This is a genomic window from Streptococcus equinus (assembly GCF_900101445.1).
GTDB classification, from domain to species: Bacteria; Bacillota; Bacilli; order Lactobacillales; family Streptococcaceae; genus Streptococcus; species Streptococcus equinus_B.
The window spans coordinates 991825-1017981 of record NZ_FNKE01000001.1; the positions used below are offsets into that span (position 1 = coordinate 991825).

General features: G+C 38.4%; 25 protein-coding genes. 9 read left to right on the forward strand and 16 right to left on the reverse strand.

The genetic code is table 11. The annotated features are described in order from the left end of the window. Positions 1-67: 67 nt before the first annotated feature. Together BLR83_RS04940 and BLR83_RS04945 are read right to left on the reverse strand one after the other, a co-directional pair. Positions 68-511 carry a SprT family protein gene (locus BLR83_RS04940; RefSeq protein WP_074560686.1) on the reverse strand — a complete coding sequence of 148 codons (444 nt, stop codon included), beginning with the start codon at positions 509-511 and terminating at the stop codon, positions 68-70. Next, complete coding sequence (locus BLR83_RS04945; protein ID WP_074560687.1) at positions 498-2630, reverse strand: Tex family protein; 2133 nt, start codon at positions 2628-2630, stop codon at positions 498-500. Before BLR83_RS04945 ends, BLR83_RS04940 begins: the two co-directional genes overlap by 14 nt. Positions 2631-2818: 188 nt before the next feature. Between BLR83_RS04945 and BLR83_RS04950 the strand changes: the two genes are divergently transcribed. Genes BLR83_RS04950 through BLR83_RS04960 form a run of 3 tightly spaced genes read left to right on the forward strand, consistent with a single transcriptional unit; the run spans position 2819 to position 4673 of the window. Next, positions 2819-2953: an SPJ_0845 family protein gene (locus tag BLR83_RS04950; protein WP_006532749.1), complete on the forward strand. Its 135-nt coding sequence runs from the start codon at positions 2819-2821 to the stop codon at positions 2951-2953. Between the two features lie 5 nt (positions 2954-2958). After that, complete coding sequence (locus BLR83_RS04955; protein ID WP_039696520.1) at positions 2959-3864, forward strand: permease; 906 nt, start codon at positions 2959-2961, stop codon at positions 3862-3864. Next, a complete protein-coding gene (locus tag BLR83_RS04960) occupies positions 3861-4673 on the forward strand; it encodes a TIGR03943 family putative permease subunit (protein WP_074560688.1) in 813 nt (270 codons plus the stop codon). Before BLR83_RS04955 ends, BLR83_RS04960 begins: the two co-directional genes overlap by 4 nt. A gap of 41 nt (positions 4674-4714) precedes the next feature. Here BLR83_RS04960 and BLR83_RS04965 read toward each other — a convergent pair whose 3' ends face one another. The 4 genes from BLR83_RS04965 to BLR83_RS04980 are packed head-to-tail and all read right to left on the reverse strand — an operon-like array spanning position 4715 to position 7850. Continuing rightward, positions 4715-4885, reverse strand: a complete 171-nt coding sequence (locus tag BLR83_RS04965) for a cytochrome O ubiquinol oxidase (protein ID WP_074560689.1) — start codon at positions 4883-4885, stop codon at positions 4715-4717. A gap of 4 nt (positions 4886-4889) precedes the next feature. After that, positions 4890-6191, reverse strand: a complete 1302-nt coding sequence (gene ftsY / locus BLR83_RS04970) for a signal recognition particle-docking protein FtsY (RefSeq protein ID WP_074560690.1) — start codon at positions 6189-6191, stop codon at positions 4890-4892. A 40-nt stretch (positions 6192-6231) separates the two neighbouring features. Beyond that, on the reverse strand, positions 6232-7053 hold the full coding sequence (locus BLR83_RS04975; RefSeq protein WP_074560691.1) for a Cof-type HAD-IIB family hydrolase: 822 nt from the start codon (positions 7051-7053) through the stop codon (positions 6232-6234). Continuing rightward, positions 7053-7850, reverse strand: a complete 798-nt coding sequence (locus BLR83_RS04980; RefSeq protein WP_039696515.1) for a Cof-type HAD-IIB family hydrolase — start codon at positions 7848-7850, stop codon at positions 7053-7055. The genes BLR83_RS04975 and BLR83_RS04980 overlap by 1 nt, the downstream gene beginning before the upstream one ends. A gap of 184 nt (positions 7851-8034) precedes the next feature. On the opposite strand from BLR83_RS04980, the gene BLR83_RS04985 reads away from it, so the two are divergent. Then, positions 8035-8850 carry a DUF6287 domain-containing protein gene (locus BLR83_RS04985; protein ID WP_234793107.1) on the forward strand — a complete coding sequence of 272 codons (816 nt, stop codon included), beginning with the start codon at positions 8035-8037 and terminating at the stop codon, positions 8848-8850. A 44-nt stretch (positions 8851-8894) separates the two neighbouring features. On the opposite strand, the gene BLR83_RS04990 is transcribed toward BLR83_RS04985, so the two are convergent. From BLR83_RS04990 to yycF, 6 genes are all read right to left on the reverse strand, one after another. Continuing rightward, positions 8895-9251, reverse strand: coding sequence for an NUDIX hydrolase (locus tag BLR83_RS04990; protein WP_234793108.1), 357 nt, complete (start codon positions 9249-9251; stop codon positions 8895-8897). 70 nt (positions 9252-9321) lie between these two features. Next, positions 9322-12861 carry a chromosome segregation protein SMC gene (smc, locus tag BLR83_RS04995; RefSeq protein WP_074560693.1) on the reverse strand — a complete coding sequence of 1180 codons (3540 nt, stop codon included), beginning with the start codon at positions 12859-12861 and terminating at the stop codon, positions 9322-9324. A 152-nt stretch (positions 12862-13013) separates the two neighbouring features. Further along, complete coding sequence (gene rnc, locus BLR83_RS05000) at positions 13014-13700, reverse strand: ribonuclease III (RefSeq protein ID WP_020917219.1); 687 nt, start codon at positions 13698-13700, stop codon at positions 13014-13016. A gap of 231 nt (positions 13701-13931) precedes the next feature. Beyond that, positions 13932-14741, reverse strand: coding sequence for an MBL fold metallo-hydrolase (locus tag BLR83_RS05005; protein ID WP_074560694.1), 810 nt, complete (start codon positions 14739-14741; stop codon positions 13932-13934). Then, a complete protein-coding gene (gene vicK / locus BLR83_RS05010; protein WP_074560695.1) occupies positions 14742-16094 on the reverse strand; it encodes a cell wall metabolism sensor histidine kinase VicK in 1353 nt (450 codons plus the stop codon). Next, the gene (gene yycF, locus BLR83_RS05015) at positions 16087-16797 is read right to left on the reverse strand and encodes a response regulator YycF (protein WP_039696509.1); all 711 of its coding nucleotides are present in this window, start codon (positions 16795-16797) and stop codon (positions 16087-16089) included. Before yycF ends, vicK begins: the two co-directional genes overlap by 8 nt. Before the next feature lie 311 nt (positions 16798-17108). Between yycF and BLR83_RS05020 the strand changes: the two genes are divergently transcribed. The 4 genes from BLR83_RS05020 to BLR83_RS05035 are packed head-to-tail and all read left to right on the forward strand — an operon-like array spanning position 17109 to position 20079. Beyond that, positions 17109-17873, forward strand: a complete 765-nt coding sequence (locus BLR83_RS05020; RefSeq protein WP_074560696.1) for an amino acid ABC transporter ATP-binding protein — start codon at positions 17109-17111, stop codon at positions 17871-17873. A gap of 10 nt (positions 17874-17883) precedes the next feature. Then, on the forward strand, positions 17884-18696 hold the full coding sequence (locus BLR83_RS05025; RefSeq protein ID WP_074560697.1) for a transporter substrate-binding domain-containing protein: 813 nt from the start codon (positions 17884-17886) through the stop codon (positions 18694-18696). 15 nt (positions 18697-18711) lie between these two features. Continuing rightward, positions 18712-19419: an amino acid ABC transporter permease gene (locus BLR83_RS05030; protein WP_074560698.1), complete on the forward strand. Its 708-nt coding sequence runs from the start codon at positions 18712-18714 to the stop codon at positions 19417-19419. A 12-nt stretch (positions 19420-19431) separates the two neighbouring features. Further along, entirely contained in the window at positions 19432-20079 is a 648-nt protein-coding gene (locus BLR83_RS05035) for an amino acid ABC transporter permease (RefSeq protein WP_074560699.1), read from the forward strand. A 41-nt stretch (positions 20080-20120) separates the two neighbouring features. Here BLR83_RS05035 and BLR83_RS05040 read toward each other — a convergent pair whose 3' ends face one another. From BLR83_RS05040 to BLR83_RS05055, 4 genes are all read right to left on the reverse strand, one after another. Then, positions 20121-20729, reverse strand: a complete 609-nt coding sequence (locus tag BLR83_RS05040; RefSeq protein WP_074560700.1) for a TVP38/TMEM64 family protein — start codon at positions 20727-20729, stop codon at positions 20121-20123. A gap of 211 nt (positions 20730-20940) precedes the next feature. After that, entirely contained in the window at positions 20941-21243 is a 303-nt protein-coding gene (locus BLR83_RS05045; protein WP_074560701.1) for a hypothetical protein, read from the reverse strand. Between the two features lie 199 nt (positions 21244-21442). Further along, on the reverse strand, positions 21443-22921 hold the full coding sequence (locus BLR83_RS05050; protein WP_081340993.1) for a sensor histidine kinase: 1479 nt from the start codon (positions 22919-22921) through the stop codon (positions 21443-21445). Further along, positions 22893-23585 carry a response regulator transcription factor gene (locus BLR83_RS05055; RefSeq protein ID WP_074560703.1) on the reverse strand — a complete coding sequence of 231 codons (693 nt, stop codon included), beginning with the start codon at positions 23583-23585 and terminating at the stop codon, positions 22893-22895. Before BLR83_RS05055 ends, BLR83_RS05050 begins: the two co-directional genes overlap by 29 nt. Positions 23586-23790: 205 nt before the next feature. On the opposite strand from BLR83_RS05055, the gene BLR83_RS05060 reads away from it, so the two are divergent. Further along, positions 23791-26157 carry an HAD-IC family P-type ATPase gene (locus BLR83_RS05060; RefSeq protein WP_074560704.1) on the forward strand — a complete coding sequence of 789 codons (2367 nt, stop codon included), beginning with the start codon at positions 23791-23793 and terminating at the stop codon, positions 26155-26157.

The following is a 26157-nucleotide window of genomic DNA, read 5'->3' on the forward strand; positions in this document are numbered from 1 at the left end:
TTATACCTAATTTCTTTACAAATAAAATCAGCCTTACGACTGATTTTATAATTAATTTGATACTTCTCTATGTTTTTTGCTTTTTGATTTCTAAGAGTTTGCCATGGCAGCGGCCACAGCGGTATTTTTGGGTATTAACACGGCGTTTTCTGCGATACTCTTGCCCGCATTTTTGGCAACAATAGCAATGATAAGGCGTCTCACTTGGCATAGTCGGTGCGTAGCGAAGGCCTTCAACCTTTTGAAGTAAGTGCTTAAAATCTGCGTCAGCGTGTTTGTAACCTTTTCCTTCAAAGTAAAGATGATAATGGCAAAGCTCATGACGAACAATCTTTCGAAAAGTCTCCATTCCAAACACCTCAAGGATTTTTGGATTAAAATCTAGATGCCCATCAGCTGGGAAAAAGCGTCCGCCAGTTGTCCTAAGACGTGTATTCCAGATTGCTGTATGTCGGAAGGCTTTTCCAAAATCTTCTTGTGAAACTTCTTTGACGTAATTAGTTAAGTTCACGCAAATCTACCAAAGAAAGGTTAATTTTGCCACGCTCTTTATCGATTTTTGAAACCCACACTGTGACCACATCACCAACGGAAACGACTTGGCTAGGGTGTTTGACAAAGGATTTGCTCATTTGTGAAATGTGAATCAAGCCATCATCGTGAAGACCGATATCAACAAAGGCTCCAAAATCAACGACATTTCGAACAGTTCCTTCCAATTTTTGTCCGATTTCAAGGTCAGAAATATCAAGCACATCTTGGCGAAGGACAGGTGCTTCAAAATCATCACGCAAATCACGACCTGGTTTTAAGAGATCAGCAATAATATCTTTCAGCGTTTCTTGACCTAGTCCGATTGTTTCAGCCATATCTTTTACAGACACTGCTTGAAGTTTTGCCTTAGCCGAATCATCCAAATCAGTGATATCAAGTTCTTTCAGCAAGCGCTCAACTGCCTTATATGACTCAGGGTGAACACCAGTGTTATCAAGGATGTTTTCGGCTCCTGGAATGCGTAAGAAACCTGCTGCTTGTTCAAATGCCTTAGCACCCAGACGTGGCACTTTCTTAATCTCTTCACGTGAACTAATACGACCATGTTCGTCACGGTACTTAACGATATTTTCTGAAATGGTTTTATTTAGACCTGATACGTGTGACAAGAGTGCTGGACTTGCTGTGTTAATATTCACCCCGACTTGGTTAACCACGGTATCAACAACGAAATCTAGGTTTTCAGCCAATTTTTTCTGGCTAACGTCGTGCTGGTATTGGCCGACACCAATGGATTTTGGGTCAATTTTAACCAATTCTGCCAAAGGGTCTTGAAGACGACGAGCAATAGAAATGGCAGAGCGTTTTTCAACGGTCAAGTCTGGGAACTCATGGCGAGCAAGCTCAGAAGCGGAATAGACAGAAGCTCCGCTTTCATTGACAATAACGTAAGAAACCTCTGGAAAATCTTTCAAGACTTGCGCTACGAATGCTTCACTTTCACGGCTGGCTGTTCCATTTCCGATAGCGATAATTTCAATGCCGTAGTTAGAAATGAGCTCAGCTAAATCTTTTTTAGACTGTTCAATTTTGGCTTGGCTAGCAGGTGCAACTGGGTAAATCACTTGCGTTGTCATGAGTTTCCCGGTTTGGTCAACCACGGCTAGCTTAGCACCTGTACGAAAGGCAGGGTCAAAACCAAGAACCATTTTCCCTTTTAGCGGTGACACCAAAAGAAGATTGCGAAGATTTTCTGAGAAGAGCTCGATAGCTCCATCTTCAGCACTCTCTGTCAATTCACTGTGAATACGGCGTTCCATAGCAGGAACGATTTTTTTCTTGATGGTTTTTGAGATGACGTCGTCGATGTAAGCATTTCTGTTTTTAAAACGTGACGCCATGAAACGAATCATCTTGTCAGTATTATGGTCAAAACCAACTTTTAAAATCCCAAGCTTTTCACCACGGTTAAGAGCTAAGATGCGGTAGCCTTGCATTTTAGAAACTTTCTCTGAGAAATCATAATAGATTTGGAATGTTTTTTTATCATCGGCTGTTTCATCTTTGACGCTTGAAATTATCGAGCTATAAGACCAGATTTCATTGTAAACCCATGAGCGAAGGCGATTGTCTTCTGAGAAGGATTCAATCAAGATTTCACATGCCCCTGCGATAGCTTTATCAGCTGTTTCAAATCCATCACAAATAAATGCTTGAGCTTCTTTTTCAAGCGAAGCTTTATTTTGTAAAATCAAGCGTGCTAGGGGAAATAACCCTGCTTCTCTAGCAATAGTTGCCTTGGTACGACGTTTTTCTTTGTAAGGAAGGTAAAGTTCCTCAACGTCAGCTAATTTTTCAGCTGCCTCAATTGCTTTTTTGAGCTCAGCTGTTAATTTTCCTTGTTCTTCAATTTTACTTAATACCGTTGCTTTGCGTTCAGCTAAAGCTGTCATACTTTTATCCAAATCAATGATAGCTTTAATTTGAACTTCATCCAAATTACCAGTCATTTCTTTACGGTAACGAGCGATGAAAGGAATGGTATTTCCTTCGCTTGTCAACTCGAGAACTTTGGCAATTTGGTTCTCTTTAATTGTTAATTCTTGAGCAATTTTATGTATATTTTCATTTTTCATAGCCTATCTATTATATCAAAAAAACTCTTAAAACTGGGATTTTTACTGATTCTTTTGGTGATTTTTAACTTAAGTTTTACCGAATTTTATCAAATTCTATCTTATAAATATCCGCTTAGCTTTTGCTGATTTTTTCAAATGATAGTATAATAACTGGTGACTATATTTAGAAAAGAGGTGTCCATCTTATGGCAATCACTCACAAACGTCAGGACGATTTAGAGTCAATGTTTGCAAACTTTGCAAGTTTTCCAAAAGTCTCTAGTGACCCTGAAAAAGAAAAGGAAAGTAAGGATAAAAACGATAAGAAAGCGACTCATTAAGTTTTATGGACATTTTTACTCACTTACCAGCAAGTGTCTTACAATGGTTTGCGATTTTTATCTCCATTATCATTGAGGCCTTGCCTTTTGTTTTGCTTGGAACGATTTTATCTGGTTTCATCGAGGTTTACGTGACACCTGATTTGGTGCAACGTTACCTCCCTAAGAATAAATTCCTACGAATTCTCTTTGGAACCTTCGTTGGTTTTATTTTCCCTTCCTGTGAATGTGGGATTATTCCTATCATCACGCGCTTTCTAGAGAAAAAAGTTCCTAGCTACACTGCTGTTCCCTTTCTAGCCACAGCACCCATTATCAACCCTATTGTGCTTTTTGCAACATACTCAGCCTTTGGAAATAGCTGGCGCTTCTTGTGGTTGCGACTTCTTGGTGCTATTGTAGTTGCTATCACGCTTGGAATTATGCTTGGTTTTGTGGTCGATGACAATATCTTAAAAGAAGATATTGCGCCATGTCATTTTCACAATTACTCTGGTGAACCTTGGTATCGCAAGATTTTCCTCGTTTTAGCACATGCTATCGATGAATTATTCGACACCGGTCGTTACCTGGTCTTTGGGTCATTGGTAGCTTCGGCTATGCAGATTTATCTACCGACCCATATCCTAACAAAAATCGGTGGAAATGCCTTGACAGCTATACTTGTGATGATGCTGTTGGCCTTCATCTTATCACTTTGTAGTGAAGCTGATGCCTTTATCGGTGCTTCGCTTCTCTCAAGTTTCGGGACTGCACCAGTCCTTGCCTTTCTTTTGATTGGTCCAATGGTGGATATCAAAAACCTCATGATGATGCTCAATTCCTTTAAGAAACGTTTTATTGTGCAATTCATTAGCGTTTCTGCTGGGATGATTATCCTTTACTGTCTACTTGTGGGGGTGATTGGATGATTCGATTTTTAATTCTTGCTGGTTATTTTGAATTAACCATGTACCTACAGATTTCTGGAAAATTAAATCAGTACATCAATAACCACTACGCTTATCTAGCATACATTTCCATGGTGCTGTCATTTGTTCTAGCTATCGTGCAATTGATTATCTGGGTTAAAGATTTGAAAATGCACAGCCATTTGCATGGAAAATTGGCAAAAATCACTAGTCCAATGATTCTGGTCATTCCAGTACTTATCGGACTTTTAGTTCCAACAGTAACCTTGGATTCTACAACGGTTTCTGCTAAAGGTTACCACTTTCCACTTGCAGCAGGCTCAACTGGAACAGTCAGCGAAGATGGGACACGTGTCCAATACCTAAAACCAGATACCAGCCTTTATTTCACTTCTGCAGCTTACGATAAGGAAATGCGAAAAGAAATGAAAAAATACAAAGGTTCTGGTGATTTGACCATTACGACAGATAATTACATGGAAATCATGGAGCTCATCTACCTTTATCCCGATGAATTTTCTGGACGTAACATCACTTATACTGGCTTTGTTTACAATGAACCAGGTCACGATGGTTATCAATTTCTTTTCCGTTTTGGTATCATACACTGTATTGCCGATTCAGGTGTCTACGGGCTCTTAACAACTGGCAATACTACTAGCTATCCAAACAACACATGGATTACAGCAACTGGTACCATTAGTCTTGAATACGATAAGACTTTGGAACAAAACTTACCAGTCCTACACATTTCTAAGATTAAAGAAACAGATGCCCCTGATAATCCTTACGTTTATCGCGTCTTTTAAATAATAAAATCCCACCAGATTAATAAACTGGTGGGTATTTTTTAGTTATTTTTCTTGTAAGCAACAGCTAGTCTAATAATGTTAAACAATGTCAAGATTCCCCAAACCGCCATGATTTGCCACTTGGCTTCAGCAAGATAAATCAGAGTTAAGACAAGTGTCGATGAGGTCAAGAGAATTGTCGATAGATGAGCTTTAACAAAGTTAAGCATGGCTTTAAATAATCCCTTCTAGGAGACCACGGATAAAGTCTTCAGAGTCAAATTCGCCAATATCATCAATCTTTTCACCAAATCCAATGAATTTAACTGGGATATCAAGTTCTTGGCGGATAGCTAGAACAACACCACCTTTGGCAGTTCCATCGATTTTAGTCAAGATGAGTCCTGTTAATGGTGTGATTTTTGAGAATTCTTTTGCTTGGCTAAGAGCATTTTGACCTGTTGAAGCATCAAGGGCAAGAAGGGTTTCGTGCGGAGCATCTGGCACCACGCGCTTAATGATTCGACCAATTTTTTCAAGCTCTGCCATCAAATTATCTTTGTTTTGCAAACGACCTGCAGTATCAATCAACAGAACGTCAACATTTTCAGCGACCGCTCTTTCCATACCATCAAAGACCACTGAAGCTGGGTCTGCTTTTTCTGGTCCAGTCACAACTGGGACATCAACACGTCGTCCCCATTCCGCAAGCTGAGCAACGGCACCAGCACGGAAAGTATCAGCTGCAACAAGCATAACTTTCTTGCCTTCATTTTTATATTTGTAAGCAAGCTTACCGATTGATGTTGTTTTACCAACTCCGTTGACTCCGACAAAGAGCATGACAGTCAAGCCATCTTGAAAATTGATTTGTTCGTTAAAGACGCCGTCTTTTTCGTAGATTTCAACCAATTTTTCAATAATGACACGTTTCAAATCATCTGCTTTTTTAGCTTTTTCTAGTTTAGCTTCATAGCGCAAATCTTCTGTCAATTGTGTTGCCACATTAACACCGACGTCTGAAAGGATAAGCATTTCTTCTAATTCTTCAAAGAAATCTTCATCCACACGACGGAAATTCGCTAGAAAGGCATTCAAACGTGCGCTAAAGCCTGTACGTGTCTTTTTAAGACTACGATTGTATTTTTCTTCTTCAGTCTCAACAGGTGCACTAGCTGCTTCTTTTGGTTCTTCTTTTACGTCTTCTTGTTTTGTTTCAACAGCTTCAAATTCGACTGTTTCGCCACGGTCTAAAGCTTCTTTGGCAGCTTCTTTTTTAGCATAATAATCTGCCATAACTCCTGAAAAATCAGCTTCAGCTGCTTCCTTAGTTTCTTCAAGCTGGCTAGCTTCTTCAGAAACTGGAGTTACTTCACTTTCAATCACGTCTTCTGCTTGAGCTTGAACGTCAGCTGGTTCGGCTACTTCTTTACTCTCATCAGCAGAAGTTTCTTCAAGTGCCTGAGCAGTTTCTTGTCCTTCAAGCTGCTCTTTCGTATCCTTTTTCTTTCCAAATAAACGATCAAATAATCCCATATTAAGCTACCAAGAGAACATGCTTGTCCTCTTATCCTTTCTACTTAGCTTCTAAAATGTATTTTTTAACAGCTTCTGCGACGCCAGACTCATCGTTAGTGCGACTTGTCACAGCATCTGCTGTTTCTTTTGCGATTGCAACACCATTTGCCATGGCAACACCTAACCCAGCCCATTTTAACATGGAAAGGTCGTTTTCTTCATCACCCATAGCCATGACATTTTCTGATGATAAGCCTAGGCGTTTAACTAGTTGATTCAAACCAGCAGCTTTATGAACACCTTTAGGCATCATTTCTACTATAATATCACGTGATTTAAAAATTTCAAAATGTTGATGTAGTTCTTTTGGTAATTTTAAGAGTTGTTGGTCCAAAAATTCTGGTTTTGTGACGCTAACCACCTTGTTGTAAATCACATTTTCAGGAATATCAGCAAAGCTATCAACCGTTACAAATTCAAGAGTTGGATTTGCTTGCGGGTAGTGTGATTCATTGCCACGACAGGAAAGACTGTAGACAATACCATCACTAAGCACATCAAATGGTAGAGCTAAGGGCTCAAGATGACGGTACAAGAGTTGAAGCTGAGCACGACTGAGCTCACTCTTTGCCAAAATCTCACCGGTCGTTTTTTGCACCAAGCCACCATTAAAGGTAATCAGATAATCTTCATCAGAAATCAAGTCCAACTCTTCAAGTAAACCACTGATAGCCTTAAGAGGTCGTCCTGTCGTGATAACTACTTTAACGCCCATATCACGCGCGGCTCTGAGAGCCAATTTATTTTCTCGTGTGACAACTTTTTGGCTGTTAAAGAGTGTGCCGTCTAGGTCCAAGGCAAGCAATTTAATATCTGCCATTAATCAACTAATCCTTCCATATAAGCCATCACTGACTCTTCATCACAATGTCCGATAATTTCGCTAGAAATCTCTTTGATTTCTTGACGAGCATTTTGGGTTGCGACTGCTCTTCCGGCAAATTCAAGCATTTCATAGTCATTGAGATTATCTCCAAATGCAACAACTTCCGCAGCTGATAAGCCATAAGAGTCACAAAGTGCCTCAAGGCCTGTTCTTTTGTTGACATCAGAAAGAATGATGTCAATTGATTTAAAGCCTGTTGTTACTGCTTTAACGTAATCAATACGTTGGTTAAACCAAGCTTCACCTTTTCGAACCGTATCTTCTGCAAAGTTAGCAGTCACTTTCAAGATATTATCAGTAACATTTGCTAGATTGTCAACACGTTGCACATTTTCATAGTAATGACTGATAAATTCAAGGTATTCATCACTGGCCTTAGGATGCAAGTAAGCTCCATTTTCACCAGATAATAAGAAATCATAACCTGTCATATAAGGACTTTCAATTAAAGTATCCGTAATCTCTAAAAATTGTGGTTTTGTTAAACCAGATTCAAAAACTGTCTTTTCACCGACTTTAACAAGTGTTCCATTTTCAGCAATAAAAGCCATTTTATCAGCATGTGGCGCAAACATTTTTTCCAAAGCAAGCATTGAACGCCCACTAGCTGCCACAAATAACATATCATTCTTTTCAAATTTTTCGAGGACATTATGGAGGCGTTGATTGTCATAAAAGCCTTTACTAGTCAAGAAAGTGCCATCCATATCTGTCGCTACAAGTTTTACCATTTTTCTCTCCCTCAATATTACATAATTCTATTCTAGCAAAAAACGCCAACTTTTTCCTGCTAATAATCTATTCTTTTCGACTTGTCGCTAGCAAAAAATTTTTTAAAATTTTTTTGAAAAAAGGCTAGGTTTTAAAAATTTTTTTCGAATAGATTATTTAGAAGAATATTTAAAGGGGTAAACAATGATGAAAAAAACAAATCGCGCTTTCTGGATTTCTGGCTTATTGGTACTGACTGTGTGTGGAGGGGCTTTGGCTCTCAATCAGCATTCGCAACACAAGCATACAAGTGTAACAGCCAGTCAACACCTTCACCGAAGCACTAAGGGCAAAAGCACTTCATCTTCTGCTAAGAAAAAAGAAGGCGACAAGCGCCTTGATTTATTCCAACTGCCAAATGAAAAAAAGATTACCAACGATTTAGTTAAAGATGGAAAAACTATCGTCGATTCTAGACAAGTTAGCAAAGAAGCTAGTCAATTGGATTTTGCGGCGCTAGCTCAAGGTGATTTTTCAAGTCTTGCTGGAACATGGCAAGACGCCAACGGCTTTACTTTCGAATTTTCTCCAGAAGGCATTGTCTCAGAAAATGGTAGATTGACTTTGTCTGCTCTCGCTTACGATGATAAAGGCGAAGCTATTTCTCAAGTCTCTTCTCAAAGAGGCGGTGGTTTCATCTTGTACTACTATGCTGCAGGTAATCAAATTCCTGATTGGCATTTTAGTATCACTGACTCTGACCCATCAGACTACGGTCGTGATCGTCTCTTTGCCACTCAGCTTAGCCGTTTCGACTATGAATCAACACAACAATTCGTAAACAGCGTTTTCTATAAAGTTTCTAACAACTACAGCAAAGTCTCACAAACCGAATCTGAGTCAGTAGAAACGCCAGAAGAAAACACTAATCAAAACTTGCAAAATGGCGAAACTACAACAGATGAGCAAGCTTCTGACACACAAGAAAATACTCAAAGCGACGTAACAACCCAAGAATAACGGCAAAAAGCCCAGCTATTGCTAGGCTTTTAAAATCTGAATTACTATTCATTTTTCAGAATATCTACCAGATATGGAACAATTTTTTCTCCGTCCAAATCATTCAAAACACTTATCCAACGATAATCAGTATGTTCTTCGGGATTTAATGTGACATTTATTTCCTTATTCTTAGGAAGATGAGCAGCATAAACTAATCTAGTGTATACAACACCATTATCTAAATTACTATCTTCATGAATAATATCATCTATTTTGATCTGAAGTCCTACTTCTTCAAGACACTCTCTGATGGCAGCACCTTTCGGCAACTCCTCACTCCCAACGCTACCCCCAGGAATATCCCAATAAAACGGATAAACATTATTTCTACCATAGCTTGTTGCAACGCGTTTTATCACTAAGTATTTTTCGTGATATTTTATTAAACTGTGCGCAATTAGTTTATTACCATTTTTTACCCTTTAATGATTATTCCACAAGATTTTCAGCATCTTTTAATTTAACGGATACGATGCGTGAAATTCCTGATTCTTGCATGGTTACCCCGTAAATGCTGTCAGCTGCTGCCATTGTTCCCTTACGGTGAGTGACAACGATGAACTGACTTGATTTATCAAAGCGATTGAGGTAGTCACCAAAACGTTTGACATTTGCCTCATCGAGCGCTGCTTCCACCTCATCAAGAATAACAAATGGGATGGTTTTGACACGAATAATGGCAAATAGCAGAGCTAAAGCTGATAGAGCTTTTTCCCCACCTGACATTAAATTCAAGGATTGAATTTTCTTACCTGGTGGTTGGACAGAAATCTCAACCCCTGCTGTCAGCAAGTCACCTTCTGTCAATGACAAATCGGCAGAACCGCCACCAAACATTTGCGTAAAGGTTTGCTTGAAGGATTCACGAATGGCATTAAAAGTTACTTGGAAGCGTGATTTCACTTCATCATCCATGTCATTAATGGTATCAAGTAGAAGGTTCTTAGAATGAACCAAATCTTCTTTTTGACCATTTAAGAAAGTCAAACGATTATTGACTTCATCGTATTGAGCAATAGCATCCAAGTTGATTGGTCCTAATGCCTTGATACGGCGGCGCAAATCTTGCAAACGTTCGCGAGCAATAGCCATATCTTCCACAACCTGACTAGCTTCTTTAGCTTCAGCCAAGGTCATGTGATAATCTTCTGTCAAATCGTGTGTGAAGCCACGCAAACGTTCAGAAACTTGAGCAACTTGGGCTTCAACTTGGGCTTGTTTGCGGATTAATTCTTCATTTTTTTGATTTTCTTTGGCAACTTGTTCTTCGAGTTCTTCAAGATTAGCTTCACAATCTTCAAGTTCAAAACGTAGGCTAACCAAGCGTTCTTCTTCGCTTGCTTTTCTTGTCACAGCTTCGTCATGTTGTTTTTTCAGAAGTGGCAAGTTTTCAATTTCTTGATCACTCGCATGAAAGGCAAGTAAATCTTCACATTTTGCCATTTCTACTTTATTTTCAGCTAAGCTGATATCAAGGCGTGTCTTGTTGGCAGATTCAAACTTGCGTTCGCTGAGAAGTTCACGCTCTTGAAGTTTCGCTTGTGACAAGTCTTGACGAAGTTGTTCAACTTTTTGCGTAATGGCATTTTTATTTTCTTTGATTTGGTCAATCTGGCTTGTCAACTCTTGCTTACGTTCAGCAACTTTTGTTAACTCAGCTTCAAAGTGAGCTTTTTGAGATTCCAAATCATTTGAACTGTTATCAGTCTCACTTTCTTGAAGTTGTTTGCAGAGTTGCTTAACATCGTTCAAGCGTTCAGCCAATTGTTGGTATTCCAATTCAGCTTTTTGTTCTGCAAAACGAGCTTCTTCACCTTGAGCTTTCAGGCTAGCTAATTCTTCTTTGTTAGCTAGCAATGTTTCGTGAAGAGTTTGAACCAATTTTTCTTGTGCGACTTGTTTTTCTTGAAGGTCATTTAATTCAGCCACAAGATTGTCTAACTCTGGTTTGATAAATGTGGTGTTATTTTGACGGTTCGCACCACCTGAGAATGACCCACCAGGGCGAATCTCAGTACCATCTAAAGCTACCAAACGCACTTGATAGTGTAATGCACGAGCAGCCTTATTAGCATTATCGACCGTATCAAAAACAGCTGTCACTCCAAGAAGATTTTGAAAAATATTGTCCAAGCGTTTATCAAATGACACCAAGTCACTTGCCACACCAAGGAAACCTTGGCTAGAAGACAAAATAGCTTGATTTTGTTGTGATAAATGGCGAGCCTTGATAGTCGTAAGTGGTAAGAAAGTGGCACGTCCTTGACGGTTTTTCTTCAAGAAAGCAATTGAACGTTTGGCAGCCGCCTCGTCTTCAACAATCACATGTTGGCTTGAACCACCAAGAGCAATTTCAAGGGCAGTTTGATACTTGCGGTCAAAGCTTAAATGCTCACTTACAGCACCAATGATACCACCAAGTTGACTAGAAGCTTGTAAGACAGACTTAACACCTGCGTAGAAATTACTGTGATTTCTAAGGATAGATTCAAGACTAGACTTACGAGCTTGCTTAGATTTAATGACATCTAATTGGTCAAACATTTTCGTCTGCTCAGCTTGATAATCTTTTTCAAGTTGGCTTGTCTTAGCAAACAATTCCTGATAAGCATCTAGAAGCTCTTTAACTTGTTTGCATGCGACTTCAAAGCTTTCAAGAGATTCTTTAGCAGTTGCTTTTAATTCTTCCAAATTAGCCTGTGTCTGTGCTAATTCTTCAGATTTTGATTCTGATAATTGTTTTTGATTATCAATATCAGCTTGTGTCATGGTTAACTTGTTAGACAAATCTGCTTCTTCTTGCATCAAGCTAACAAATTCTTCACGTAATTTTTCAATGACTTGATCTGGGTCAGTTGAAAAGCGATCCAATTCAGCTTGCAATTTTTGAATCGTTGCTGTAGTTTCGGTTAATTCGTCATCTAATTTTGCGAGCTGACCTTCTTTTTGCGCTAATTCTTCTCGTAAGCTTTCCTGACTAGCCTTAAGCTCAGTCAATTGGCTAGTAGCCGCTTGTTTTTTCTCTTCTTTTTGACTTGATTCTAAGGCAATCAAATCCATTTGGCGTTCAAGGTCAGAAATAGCTTTTGTAATATCTACCAAGCCAGCCTGTTTTGTCGCCATTTCTTCAGACAATTGGTGACGTTTTGCTTTTAAGGCTTGATTTTGTTTTTCAAATTGCTGGCGCTGTTCATAATAAGCTGACAAGTCTGACTTGATGCTAGCCAAGTCCTCTTTCAAGCTATCCAAACGGACTTTATCAGTTTGAATATCTTCTACCAAGACATTCAAGTGAAGTTGTTTGCGCTCATCTTCCAAACCAATAAACTCTTTAGCGACTTGCGCTTGGCGTTCCAAAGGCTTCACTTGAGCTTCCAGTTCGTAGATAATATCATCTAGACGGTCCAAGTTATCTTGGGTTTGATTAAGCTTAGTTTGTGTTTCTTTTTTACGTGTCTTGTATTTTAAAACACCAGCCGCTTCTTCAAAAATCGCACGACGTTCTTCTGGTTTACTGTTGAAAATCTCTTCAACGCGACCTTGCGAAATGACTGAGAAAGAATCACGGCCAAGACCTGTATCCATAAACAAATCATGAATATCACGCAAACGCACCTTGCGACCATCAATCAAATACTCGCTATCGCCATTTCGGTAAATATGGCGTTCTACTCGAATCGTCTCTTTAGCATCTTTGATAAAGCCATCTGAATTATCTAAGCTAACAACAACTTGAGCGTAATTCAATGGTTTGCGGTTTTCAGCTCCAGCAAAAATGACATCTGGCATCTTGCCACCACGTAAATTTTTAGCAGAAGATTCCCCAAGCGCCCAACGTAAACTTTCGGTAATGTTAGATTTACCAGAACCATTTGGACCTACAACGGCTGTAACTCCCTTATCAAATTCAATTGTTGTCTTGTCTGCAAAGGACTTAAAGCCCTGCATTTCAATTTCTTTTAAATACATAAAATGAGAGATGAAAAGGCAAATACCTTCCCGAGCTAACAAACAAGAAGAGCTTAACAGACCTTCTTATCGTCTTCTAGGCTACGTCAAACACGTATCATATGACCTAGGGCAGGTTGGACATTTGCCTTTACGAATTCCTTTCAAACGTCTTATTGAAGAGTGGCAAGCGCATTTTTAGCAGCATCTTGCTCAGCTAATTTCTTAGATTTTCCGATTCCTTTACTTTTAGCTTCGTCATTGACATACACTGTCACTTCAAAGACTTTGGCATGCGCAGGACCAGATTCATTTGACACACGATAGTCAATAGTGACATCACCGTGGCCTTGCAATAATTCTTGCAAGGTTGTTTTGTAATCTTTGACACGTTCAAAGTTACCTTTTTCAACTTGTGGAATCATGACTTGATTCAAGAATTTATTAACCGCTTCAACCCCTTGGTCCATCAAAAGTGCACCAAGAAAGGCTTCGAATAAGTCACCTAAGATAGTGTCGCGGTTTCGTCCACCAGATTTTTCTTCACCATTACCAAGTTTGATGAATTCATCAAAACCACAGTAACGTGAAAAGCCTGCTAATGATTCTTCACGAACAATAACAGAACGCATCTTAGACAAATCACCTTCTGGTTTCTTCGGATATTTTTTAAACAAATACTGAGAAATCAAAAGTTGAAGAACCGCGTCTCCTAAAAATTCCAAGCGTTCATTGTGTGAAATGTTTAGGAGGCGATGTTCATTAGCGTAAGATGTGTGAGTAAATGCAGTTTCAAGCAATGTTTTATCTTCAAATGCGATTCCAAAGTCTCGCTGAAGTTTTGTATCTAAAGCTTGCATAGATAAATCTCCCTTCAAAAATTGGTCTATTTTTAATCAATTAAGCCTTTTCCTAATCTCAAAAGGCTAGCTTATTTAAAACAATAATTTTCTTTTTATAGACTATTTTATTATACCAGAAAGTTAGAAAAAATGGGAATTCTCCCTAAAATCCCTGTAATTCTTTTCTATTATAGGGACGTTTTTTAGGGTAACAAGAAAACCTAGCTCTTTCGTGCTAGGTTTTTGTTCTTATAGACCTGCTAAAGGCGTTGCTTCATCAGGTGATGTATCAAAAACAGTCATGTCATGACCAACAGCAAAATCTGCTTGCATCAAGTTATTTTCCATAGTCATGTGTGCCAATTCTTTGATATTATTTTCCTTACTTAAGTGTCCAAGGTAAATTCTTTTTGTGCGATTGCCGATAGTGCGAATCATGGTATCAGCACCATCTTCATTTGACAAGTGACCACGATCAGATAGAATACGTTGTTTCAAGCTCCAAGGATAAGAACCCGCACGCAAAATCTCAACATCATGGTTTGACTCAATCAGATAACCATCAGCATTTTCAATCACACCCGCCATTCGGTCACTAACGTAACCAGTATCAGTCAGCACGACAAATGACTTATTATCTTTCATCAAACGGTAAAACTGTGGATCAACAGCATCGTGGCTGACTCCAAAACTTTCAATGTCAATATCACCAAAGGTCAATGTTTTACCACGTTCAAAGACATGTTTTTGCCCAACATCAAGTTTTCCAATCATGTTGCGATCATCAATCATTTGCCAAGTTTTGGCATTGGCATACACATCAAGATTGTATCTACGAGCCAGCACTCCAACTCCTTTAATATGGTCAGAGTGTTCGTGCGTAATCAAAATAGCATCCAAATCTTCTGGTTTTCGGTCAATTTCAGCAAGAAGACTGGTAATTTTCTTACCAGTCAAACCTGCATCTATCAAAAGACGTTTTTGTGGCGTTTCCACATAAAATGAATTTCCAGTTGAACCGGAGGCTAAGACACTGTATTTAAAAGCATTCTCAGACATCTAGTCCTCGTCATCCTCCCATTCATCATAAATATCAGAATCCTTCTCATACGGAAGAACAATTGTAAATGTTGAGCCCTTACCATAGGTACTTTGAGCCCAAATAAATCCTTTATGTTGTTTGACAATTTCTTTAGCAATGGCAAGTCCAAGCCCTGAACCACCTTGGGCACGACTTCTAGCCTTATCAACACGGTAGAAACGGTCAAAGATTAACGGCAAGTCTTTCTTCGGAATACCAAGTCCTTCATCAGAAATCGAAATAATCAACTGAGTTTCAGTCGTCTTCATGCTGACAGTGATTTTCCCACCATCTGGTGAGTACTTAATGGCATTATTTAGGATATTATCCAAGACTTGTGTCATCTTATCTGGGTCAATTTCAACCCAGATTGACTTGATTGGATAGTCTCTGACAATCTCGTATTGCTTGCCAGCAACCGTGTGTTGACTTTTAATTTGGTCAAAACGATTCAAAATAGACGTCATAAAGGCTGTGAAGTTAGTCATTTCGACTTCTAGCTGCACCGTTTGATTGTCGATTCGAGACAGATTAAGCAAATCTGAAATCATGCGAATCATACGATTGGTTTCATCCAAAGAAACTTTAATGAAACTTGGTGCAATATCTTCTTTCAGAGCCCCTTCATCCAGCGCTTCAAGATAAGATTTAACCGAAGTAAGTGGCGTACGCAATTCATGACTAACGTTAGAAACGAACAAGCGACGTTCACGGTCTTCTTTTTCTTGTTCCGTCGTATCATGCAAGACAGCAATCAGCCCAGAAATAAAGCCACTATCTCTACGATTTAAGGCAAATCGAATACGCAAAGTAATAAATTCTCCCGTCTCATCACGACGGTTTAGAACAATTTCTGGCGTCTTAGACACCAAATCGTGGTAAGAATAATCGCTATCATCACCAAGAATGTCAACGATATTCATCCCAAGGGCTTCTTCACGCTCAAGATTTAGTTGCTTTTGAGCGGTCTGGTTAATCATGGTGATATTTCCAGAACGGTCAGTCGCTAGCACCCCATCAGTCATATAAGACAAAATACTTGCTAAACGATTCTTTTCTTGAGCTAGATTTTCTTGAGCCAAACGAAAGACAGTTGACAAATCATTTAACTGACCAGCCAACTCTGCTAAATCTCTGTCTTTTTCAATGATAATATCTTCTGTATATTTTCCTGTAATCAGTTCACGAACCTTACCACTCAATCGACGAATATTAACAGACGTCCTGTAATCTCTGATAGCCAAATGGATAAAATAAATGGCCACAAAAGCTAACAAGAAAAGAATGGCTTGTTCAAAAAGATATTGATTCTGTACCATTGTATTATTCATAAGACTTCATATAGTAACCAACACCGCGACGTGTCAAAATGTATTCTGGACGACTTGGAGTATCTTCGATTTTTTCACGCAAACGACGAATGGTAACGTCAACTGTGCGGACATCACCAAAATAATCATACCCCCAAACAGTTTCCAAAAGGTATTCACGCGTCATCACTTGTCCCATGTGAGTAGCTAAATGATGAAGCAATTCAAATTCACGGTGTGTTAATTCAATGTCTTCGCCACGTTTTTGAGCAACAAAGGCATCAGGTAAAATCTTCAAATCGCCGATGGTAATTTCAGAATTTGATGAAGAAGCATTTTCCTCAGCAACTGCTGATTCGATGTTCTCAGTACGACGAAGGTGTGCTTTGACACGTGCTAACAATTCACGATTTGAGAAAGGTTTTGTGACGTAGTCATCTGCTCCGATTTCAAGACCGATAACTTTATCGAACTCGCTATCTTTAGCAGAAAGCATAATAATCGGAATATGACTTGTTTTACGAACTTCTTTTGCAACTTCAAGTCCATCCAATTCTGGCAACATCAAATCCAAGATAATCAAATCAGGATTTTCTTCTTCAAATTTAGCAATTGCTTCACGACCATCAAAAGCCGTAACAGTTTCATAACCTTCTTTAGTTAAGTTAAATTTAATAATATCTGAAATTGGTTTTTCATCATCAACAATAAGAATTTTTTTCATATGTCACCTCTTCAATTCTATGTCAGTAGAATAAAAAATTCTCAAACAACAATTTCTATGTCATTTTATTTACAAAAATGACCTCTACCTTTAATTATATCAAAATTCAAGATTAATTGGAAACCTTGGATACTTTTGAAACCAGAAAGTAACAATTAACCTTAAAATTCAATCTATTTTTGTTTATTACTTATTTAAATTTTCTGAAATATTTGACAGTTAACAAAGCAATGTGGTAAGATAAACTAACCGAGCTTGTTAGATGTTAGAAAACCTAACAAGAAAATCTTATCTTTGAAAAGGAGACAAGTGTGGCACTTATTGAATTTAAAAACGTTGAAAAATACTATGGCGACTATCACGCCCTCAGAAATATTAACCTAGAAATCGAGAAAGGACAGGTCGTTGTTCTTCTTGGCCCATCAGGTTCTGGTAAATCAACTCTTATCCGAACAATGAATGCTCTTGAATCAATCGAAACAGGTAGCTTAAAAGTCAATGGGCATGAGCTAGCTAACGCTTCTGCCAAAGATTTGGTGCAACTTCGTAAAGAAGTTGGTATGGTTTTCCAACATTTCAACCTCTATCCGCACAAAACCGTGTTAGAAAATGTAACCTTAGCACCAATCAAAGTCCTCGGAAAATCAAAAGAAGAGGCAGAAGAAATTGCGGAAAAATTCTTAACTTACGTTAATATGTGGGATCGTAAAGATTCTTACCCAGGCATGCTATCTGGTGGTCAAAAGCAACGTGTGGCAATCGCTCGTGGTCTTGCAATGCAACCAGAACTCCTTCTTTTTGACGAACCAACATCAGCCCTTGACCCAGAAACTATCGGTGATGTTCTTGCTGTCATGCAAAATCTTGCTAAAGAAGGCATGAATATGGTTGTTGTTACCCACGAAATGGGCTTTGCTCGTGAAGTTGCTGACCGCATTATTTTCATGGCTGAAGGTCAAATTCTCGTTGATACAACAGATGTTCAAGGTTTCTTTGATAACCCAACTGAACCACGTGCTAAACAATTCTTGAGCAAAGTTATTAATCACACCAGTGATAATGTCTCTAAACATTAAGGAGCCTCTTATGAAGAAAAAAATTTGTTTAGCCATTTTAGCTAGCCTATCACTGCTCTTTATGAGCTTTTTCACTGCTTCAAAAACCTTTGCAAATACTACATCTGAGCAGATCAAAAAAATCCAAGATGCTGGTGTCCTTAAAGTCGGGGTCAAACAAGACGTTCCAAACTTCGGCTATTATTCAGCTGAGAGCGGTAAATATGAAGGAATGGAAATTGATTTAGCTAAAAAAATCGCTAAGACACTTGGTGTTAAAGTTGCTTACACAGCTGTTACAACCCAAACTCGTGAAGCACTTCTTGATAATGGACAAATCGATCTTTTGATTGCTACTTATACGATTACTGATGAACGTAAAGCTTCCTATGCTATTTCAAATCCTTACTATTATGACGAGATTGGCTTTTTAGTTAATACAGGTAAAGGTTTAAAAACGATCTCTGACCTCAATGGTAAGACTATCGGAGTAGCTCAAGGATCAACAACTAAGCTGACAATTGAAGAATACGGAAAAGCACATAACTTGAAATTCAAATTTGTTCAACTTGGTTCTTTCCCAGAACTAGCTATTTCACTTCACGCGAAACGTATCGATGCTTTCTCAGTTGATAAGTCAATCTTGACTGGTTATGTCAGCAAAAAAACTGCCATTATCGACGAAGGTTTCAATACTCAAGAATACGGTATCGCAGCTAAAAAATCTAACCAAGCAACCATTGATTATGTCAATGACTTACTAGCCAAGTGGAAAGCTGACGGTAGCCTACAAAAACTTTACGATAAATATGATTTAAAACCTGCAAAAGCAGAGAATAATTAAGGGAGGAGAATTGACATGTTTTTATTAACAACCGCAGCAGCGAGTCCATTTGCCCTCTCACGTTGGGCAGATTTCTTTGCCAACTTTGGTGAATTTGCCAAAGGTTTTCTATACACCTTAGGAATGTCATTTTGTGCTTTGCTTTTAGCCTTTGTTCTCGGTGTGATTTTTGGTGCAATGTCATCATCAAAAAGCAAAATCTTGAAAGCTATTGCTCGTGTTTATGTAGAAGTCTTTCAAAACACACCACTTTTGGTACAATTTGTTTTCGTCTATTATGGTCTCGCCATTATGACTAATGGTCTTATCATGATTTCAACATTCTTTACAGCAGTCCTTTGTGTTGGACTTTATCACGGGGCTTATATCGCTGAAGTCATTCGCTCAGGTATCGAAGCCGTTCCAAAAGGTCAAACAGAAGCGGCACTCTCACAAGGATTCACTTATAGTCAAACCATGAGTTTGATTATCCTGCCACAAGCTGTACGTACTATCTTGCCACCACTAACTAACCAAGTGGTTAACTTGATTAAAAATACTTCTACTGTTGCCATCATTTCTGGAGCAGATATCATGTTCACAGCCAAAGCTTGGGCTTACGAAACAACCAACTATGTTCCTGCATTTGCTGGTGCAGCACTCCTTTACTTCATCATGTGCTTCCCACTAGCAACTTGGGCACGCCACAAAGAAGAAGAAAACAAAAAATCATATTCACTTTAGGAGGAGAATTAAATGTCAGTATTAACACCGACCAACCTTAGCTTCATCCTCCAAGGATTGTGGCTAACCATTTATATTTCATTTATTTCCATTGTACTCTCAACGCTTATTGGAACGGTTCTTGCCGTCATGCGAAATGGGAAAAATCCTGTGCTTCATTTGATTTCAAGTATCTATATTGAATTTGTCCGCAACGTTCCAAACTTGCTTTGGATTTTCATTATCTTCCTTGTTTTCCAAATGAAATCAACACCTGCTGGTATCACAGCCTTCACTGTCTTTACCTCTGCTGCTCTAGCAGAAATCATTCGTGGTGGTTTAAATGGTGTTGACCACGGGCAAACCGAAGCTGGTCTAGCTCAAGGAATGACAAACTTCCAGATTTTTATCTACATTGTCTTCCCACAAGCTTTTCGTAAAATGTTGCCAGCTATCATTTCACAATTTGTAACAGTTATTAAAGATACTTCACTTCTTTACTCTGTTATCGCTATTCAGGAATTATTCGGTAAAAGCCAAATCTTGATGGGACGTTATTTTGAAGCCAGTCAAGTCTTTACCCTTTATGCCCTTATCGCTGCCATTTACTTTGTGATTAACTTTAGCATTTCAACGATTTCTCGTCACTTATCTAAAAAATGGGAAAAAGCAGCCGAATAAAAAGTCAAAAAAAAGCTCCAGCTCTAAAGCTGGAGCTTTTTTTATTGGAATAAGGTAAGCAAATAGCTAAGTCCTTTGTAACCAATAATCGTGTAGAGATAGAGTGTGACAGGTTTTGTAATCAGGAAAATCGTAACGAATTTCTTAAATGACATTTTCGATAAGCCAGAAACCATGCAAAGAAAGTCATCTGGGAAACCAGGTAGAGCAAAAGCAGCTCCAAGAATCATCGCATAAGATTTCCCGTTATTCTTGTCAAGATAGCCAATATACTTATCGTAAGTCTCTTGGGAAACAAAAGCCTTCACAAATGTTTCTCCGTAACGTCTCGCTAAAGCAAAGGCGATAAGAGAACCAATAAAGATACCAGTGAAATTATAAATGAATCCCCAAATCGGACCAAAAGCAATATAACCAATCACACTGGTCATCCCACCAGGAACAATTGGATAAATCACCTGAACCACTTGCAAAGCCATAAAAATCAGCGGTGCAAAGAGGCCAAGATTTCCTAAATAACTTTGGAAAAGCCCGCCAACTTGGAAGTAAGCTGGGTGCTGTTTGAAGAAAATAAACAAAGCAATGGAAATAATAAATCCAATTCCAGTTAAAATCTGAATGTACTTTCTCTGTGATCCTGTTTCTGTCATCGCATCCCCTCCCTTATTTGTGATAACTTATCGTCGCCAACTGATGAGTTTTAACCCAAATACTTCTAAAAGGTAACTAATCAAAGCAAGTGGCAAAACGATTAATAGCAATACATACATAATCTTCTTTTTCATTTTGATATTACATTCAATTCAGCAATAAGATTGAATTCCTCTTTCATTTCATTCTTTACCAATACCAAGCCAAGGCTTATTTTTTCTTGTAGTGTCGTTCGATGATAGAACCTGAGGAAGCATTGATAGTATAGGCATATGATTTTGAATTTGTTTCTAGTTTAACCACATAAGTTGCTGCTAAACCAGTTCTACTTTTTACAAATTCTTGTGACTTTATATCCTTACTCTTAATTCCTGCGTTTTGGTAGGCAATTCGCTTGACTTCATTTGTCGTTAACTTATAGCCAAATTGATGATAGGCATAAGTTCCTAAAAGCCCCAAAGCAAGTGAACCAAGTAAGGCAAGAATAGCCCAATACTTCTTAATTCCTTTCATCTTTTCCTCGCTTCAATATTGTAACCATATTATAACGAAGATTACTTGAGAAAGCTTGGATAAAGTCTCGAAAAGCTGTGGCAAAAGTGTGGCAAGTTTTGACCTTATTTAGTTTACCTCATTTTAAAGAAGCTCCCGCTTACAAATGTGTAAGAAAGATAAAAATACCTGCTGAGAACTAAGTCCCAACAGGTGTTTTTTAATGCTGATGTAGTGGAAGAGTGATGACAAAGCAAGTTTCCTTGTCATCTGAAACCACTTGAATATCACCATGATGACGGTCAATGATTTCCTTAGTAATGGCAAGTCCGATACCAAAATGCCCTCCCTCACCTTTATAAAAGCGTTCAAAAAGATGAGCTTTATCCTTATCAGAAATAGCTTTTCCGTCATTTGACAAACGCAATTCGAGTCGCTCATTTTCTAGTATTTTACAAGAAATTCCAATTGTCTTTTTGGCGTAACGAACAGCATTTGACAAAATATTGGTCACAGCACGCTCAATGAGTTTTTCATCTGCCTCAATATCAAGGTAATCTGATGAAAATTGATGGTCAAAGACAAGACCACGCGCATCTGCTTTAGCTTTTAAGTGCCAACTCACATCGTAAAGCAAATCAACCATATTGAAGGTTTCTAATTTCAAAGGTTGCTGAGCAGATTCCATTTTTGACAAAGTTAAAATATCATCTACCAGCTCTGCCATTTTCCTGCTTTCATCTAAAATCACACTAGCAGCTTCTTGGTCATCCGCAGCCACTCCTTCTTTGATAGCCTCTGCATAACCTTGAATAGACATGAGCGGAGTGCGCAGCTCGTGAGAAGAATTTTGGAAAAAGAGTTGCTGACTGCGCTGGTTAGCATCAATCATGTCATTCATCTTCTCGACAGTCTGACCAACTTCGTTAAATTCACGGTAAGCAAAATTTTCTGGCTGCAAATCACCCTCACGATTACCAACGCGTAAAATATAAGATTTTAAAGCCCCAAAATGCTTATCTAATTTCCGCGAAGTTAAGAAAATGGTTATGATAGCAATCAAACCAACAATCACCATCAACGAAAGCAAAAGGTAGTTGATATAAGTTTCAAAGTCCGCAATCGGAGTAACATTGGCAAAGACGAAAACATAATAATTCTGTGCCTTGCTGTCATCACTGTCTTGCTTGATATGGCTTTCTGAAAAAGTGCCAGGGTATTCCTGCATCTTAACCATATAAGTCGAATCATAGACCTTGACCTTCTTAAAATGCTGCGATTTGCTGTCAACTTCTTCATCAAACCAATCTATCGACTCATTATCCGAAAAATAATCAACTACTTTTTCTGAAATCTGCTTCTCAGACAAATCATAAGTCGACGCTGAAATGTATTTGATGTTAAAGTTTTCATCAACGATGGCGTACGTGGTTTCAAAGATATTACCATCTGAAATCTTTGGCAAATCCTCACCAACATAAAGCGCATCTAAGGTATCATATTGATTTTGAATCGCTGTAAAAGCTTCTTCAGCCAGAAATAACTTTAATAGCCCATTAAAAACCAGCAAAATAATGGCAAAGGAAGTAATCAAAATCGTCAGTGGCTGTAAAAATAAGGTCGTTCGAAAACGCGATTGCCACCTTTTCTTCTTTAAGTGACTGTCTTTTTTAGTCTTTTTTCGTGAGCTTGAACCCATAGCCCCAAACCGTTTCAATAAGGACATGACTCTCAACCCCTCTCAATTTTTTGCGCAGGCGTTTGATGGTATCATCTGTCACACGCGTTTCGACGTCACTTTCATACCCCCATACTTGACGTAAAAGGTCATCGCGCGATATTGCCTCCTCACTATGTGACAACAAAACTTTCAATAGCTCAAATTCTGTATTGGTCAGCTTGATATGTTTTCCTTGATAAGTAGCAGAGCGGTCCTTATCTGAAAGCTCCAAACCTTCATAAGCAAGAGGTTTAGCCTCTTCATTTGTAGCTTCTTTAGCTACTGGTTGACGTGCCAAAATGGCTTTGACACGCAAACTCAATTTCAAGGGTGAAAATGGTTTGGTAAAATAATCATCAACCCCAGCTGAAAATCCCTTCACAAAATCATCATCACTATCACGCGCAGTTAAAAGAATAATCGGCACCTCAGAGCGTTTGCGCAACATAGCCGCAATATCAATACCACTTGTTCCTGGCATCATGACATCAAGAATAACCACATCCGCTTCTTCTTCCATAAAACGCAAAAGCAACTGATCACCCGTTTCAAAGGCTTCAACATCTAAGCCTTGATCGCGCAAAAATGAGGCAATCAACTCACGAATATTCTTCTCATCATCTGCTACATAAACCTTTGCCATAGAACACCTCGACTTGCTTAATTTCTTACCTTCATCATACCATAATTCCTCTCAAAAGCTCCAAAGCTAGCTAAACTTGCCACAAAAATCTTACAATTTGAGACCCCGTTTTTCCTTGATTTCCCTAAAAAAGTAAAGTAGAATTACCCTGACATCGTAAGAATCATTAAATTTTTTTAGTATTAGATTTCAGGAGATAGCAAAAATGGATGAAAAACTGATAACAAATAACATTTCAGGCTTATCAAGCAAAGATGTTGAAGAACGTCTAAAAAATGGTCAAAATAATAAAATGATTGACGAGAATGCGGCAACAACAAGCTCTATCATTCGTCAAAATATCTTTACCTACTTCAATTTAATCTTTGCTATTATCACCTTATTATTGATTATTGCTGGTTCTTTTAAAAGTTTAACTTTTTTACCTGTTATCATCATTAACATTATCATCGGAATTGCTCAGCAACTGCGCTCTAAAAAAGTATTAGACCAGCTGAATGTCATTTCAAAATCATCCTACCAAGTTATCAGAGACGGAAAATATCAGTCTATCCCAATCGATGAATTGGTGCTGGATGACATCATTTTACTAGATGAAGGAAGACAAATCCCTGCAGATGCCACTTTAGTTGATGGGAAAGTATCCGTCAACGAATCTCTTCTAACAGGTGAAGAAGATGAAATCGAAAAAGTCATCGGTAGCGATTTAAAATCAGGTAGTTCTATTATCTCAGGAAAATGCCTCGCAAAACTAACCGCAGTCGGAAACGATTCGTATGCCGCCAAGCTAACGCAAAAAGCCAAAGAAGTAAAACACAAAAAAACAGACATGATTCGTGCTATCGAAGGCATCATCAAATTTGCCGGAATTATCATTATTCCTATCGGCATTACCTTATTTAGCCAGTCGCTATTTTTAAATCATAAAACGTTTAGCGACAGTATTGTCTCAACAGTTGGTGCTTTGATTGGAATGATTCCTGAAGGGCTTTATTTACTGGTAACTGTTGCTCTTGCTATCAGTGCAATGAAATTAGCTAGAAAAAAAGTTTTGTTACACGACATGAAAAGCATTGAATCTTTGGCTCGTGTTGACATTTTATGCGTGGATAAAACAGGAACCATCACAGCAAATAAAATGACTGTAACGGATCTTGTCTTACCCGAGCATGTCGCTCAAAAAGAGTTAGCCACTAACCAAGAAATCCTCTCTAAATACATCAACACCATCCCTGATTCTAATATTACAATGCTAGCTTTGCGAGAATATTTCACTTCAAAAGAAGCCTTTAAAAATGCTGAAACAACCCCATTCTCATCAAAAGTAAAATATTCTCAAATCAAAACAGAAAACACCACTTATCGTTTAGGTGCCCCTGATATCTTACTAAACCAGGACATGCTAGAAGTCAATCAAACCAAACTCACTCAATATGCTTCAGACGGTAAACGCATCTTAGCTTTAGTTGAAATGACCAAAGACCATGCAGTACCACTTCTATTTGTAGCTATCAAAAATGATATCCGAGCAAACGCTAAAGAAATTTTTTCATTTTTCAATGAAAACGACGTTGCCATTAAAGTCATATCTGGTGATAACCCTCTAACCGTTTCAAAAATTGCTAATCAAGCAGGGATTTTAGATTCAGAAAACTACATCGATGCCAGTACTTTAAAAACTAAGGAAGACATTGAAAAAGCTGCGCTAAGTCATACCATTTTTGGGCGAGTGACTCCCGAACAAAAGAAAGATTTGGTGCTTGCTTTCAAAAAGAACAAATACAAAGTCGCAATGACTGGAGACGGTGTTAATGATATCTTAGCTATGAAAGAAGCTGATTGCTCTATTGCAATGGGAAGTGGTAGCGAAGCAGCTCGTCAAGCTGCCCAGGTTGTCTTGCTTGATTCAGATTTTTCAAGAATGAAAGATATTGTCTCTCAAGGTCGCCAAATTATTAACAACATCACTCGTTCAGCAACCTTATTCTTATACAAGAATATCTTTTCAATGTTGCTAGCTATCTTTTCAATCATTACGATTTTTACTTATCCCCTCGCGCCTACTCAAGTCTCTCTCATTTCAATGTTCAATATCGGGATTCCAGCATTCTTACTATCATTAGAAACAAACACCGTCAAGAAAAATCAGAACTTCCTAAAAGAAACTATTCTGACAGCTCTGCCAGCTTCGCTCACTTCATTTTCAGCCATTGCTTGCTTGGTAGTATTTGGACAATTATTTGATATTCCGCAAAACGATATCGGTATCGCCAGCACTTACCTGCTCGCCGTTGTTGGTTTCTTGATTTTAAGAAACGTTTCAAGACCTCTCAACAAGTATAAGATTTCTATTTTTATCACATGTTTTGCTGGCTTCATTATTTGTAGCCTTATTCCATCGCTACGCTCACTATTCATGCTAAATGAATTCAGCAATGAAAGCATGGTGCTTTGCCTCATTTTTGCTCTTGCTGAAGTAACCGTGATGAGAACCTTGACTTTCTTATTTGAAAATATCCCAAGCGCTCTTTCGAAATGCCGTTTGGCTATTCAAAAAATGTTCGCAGATTAA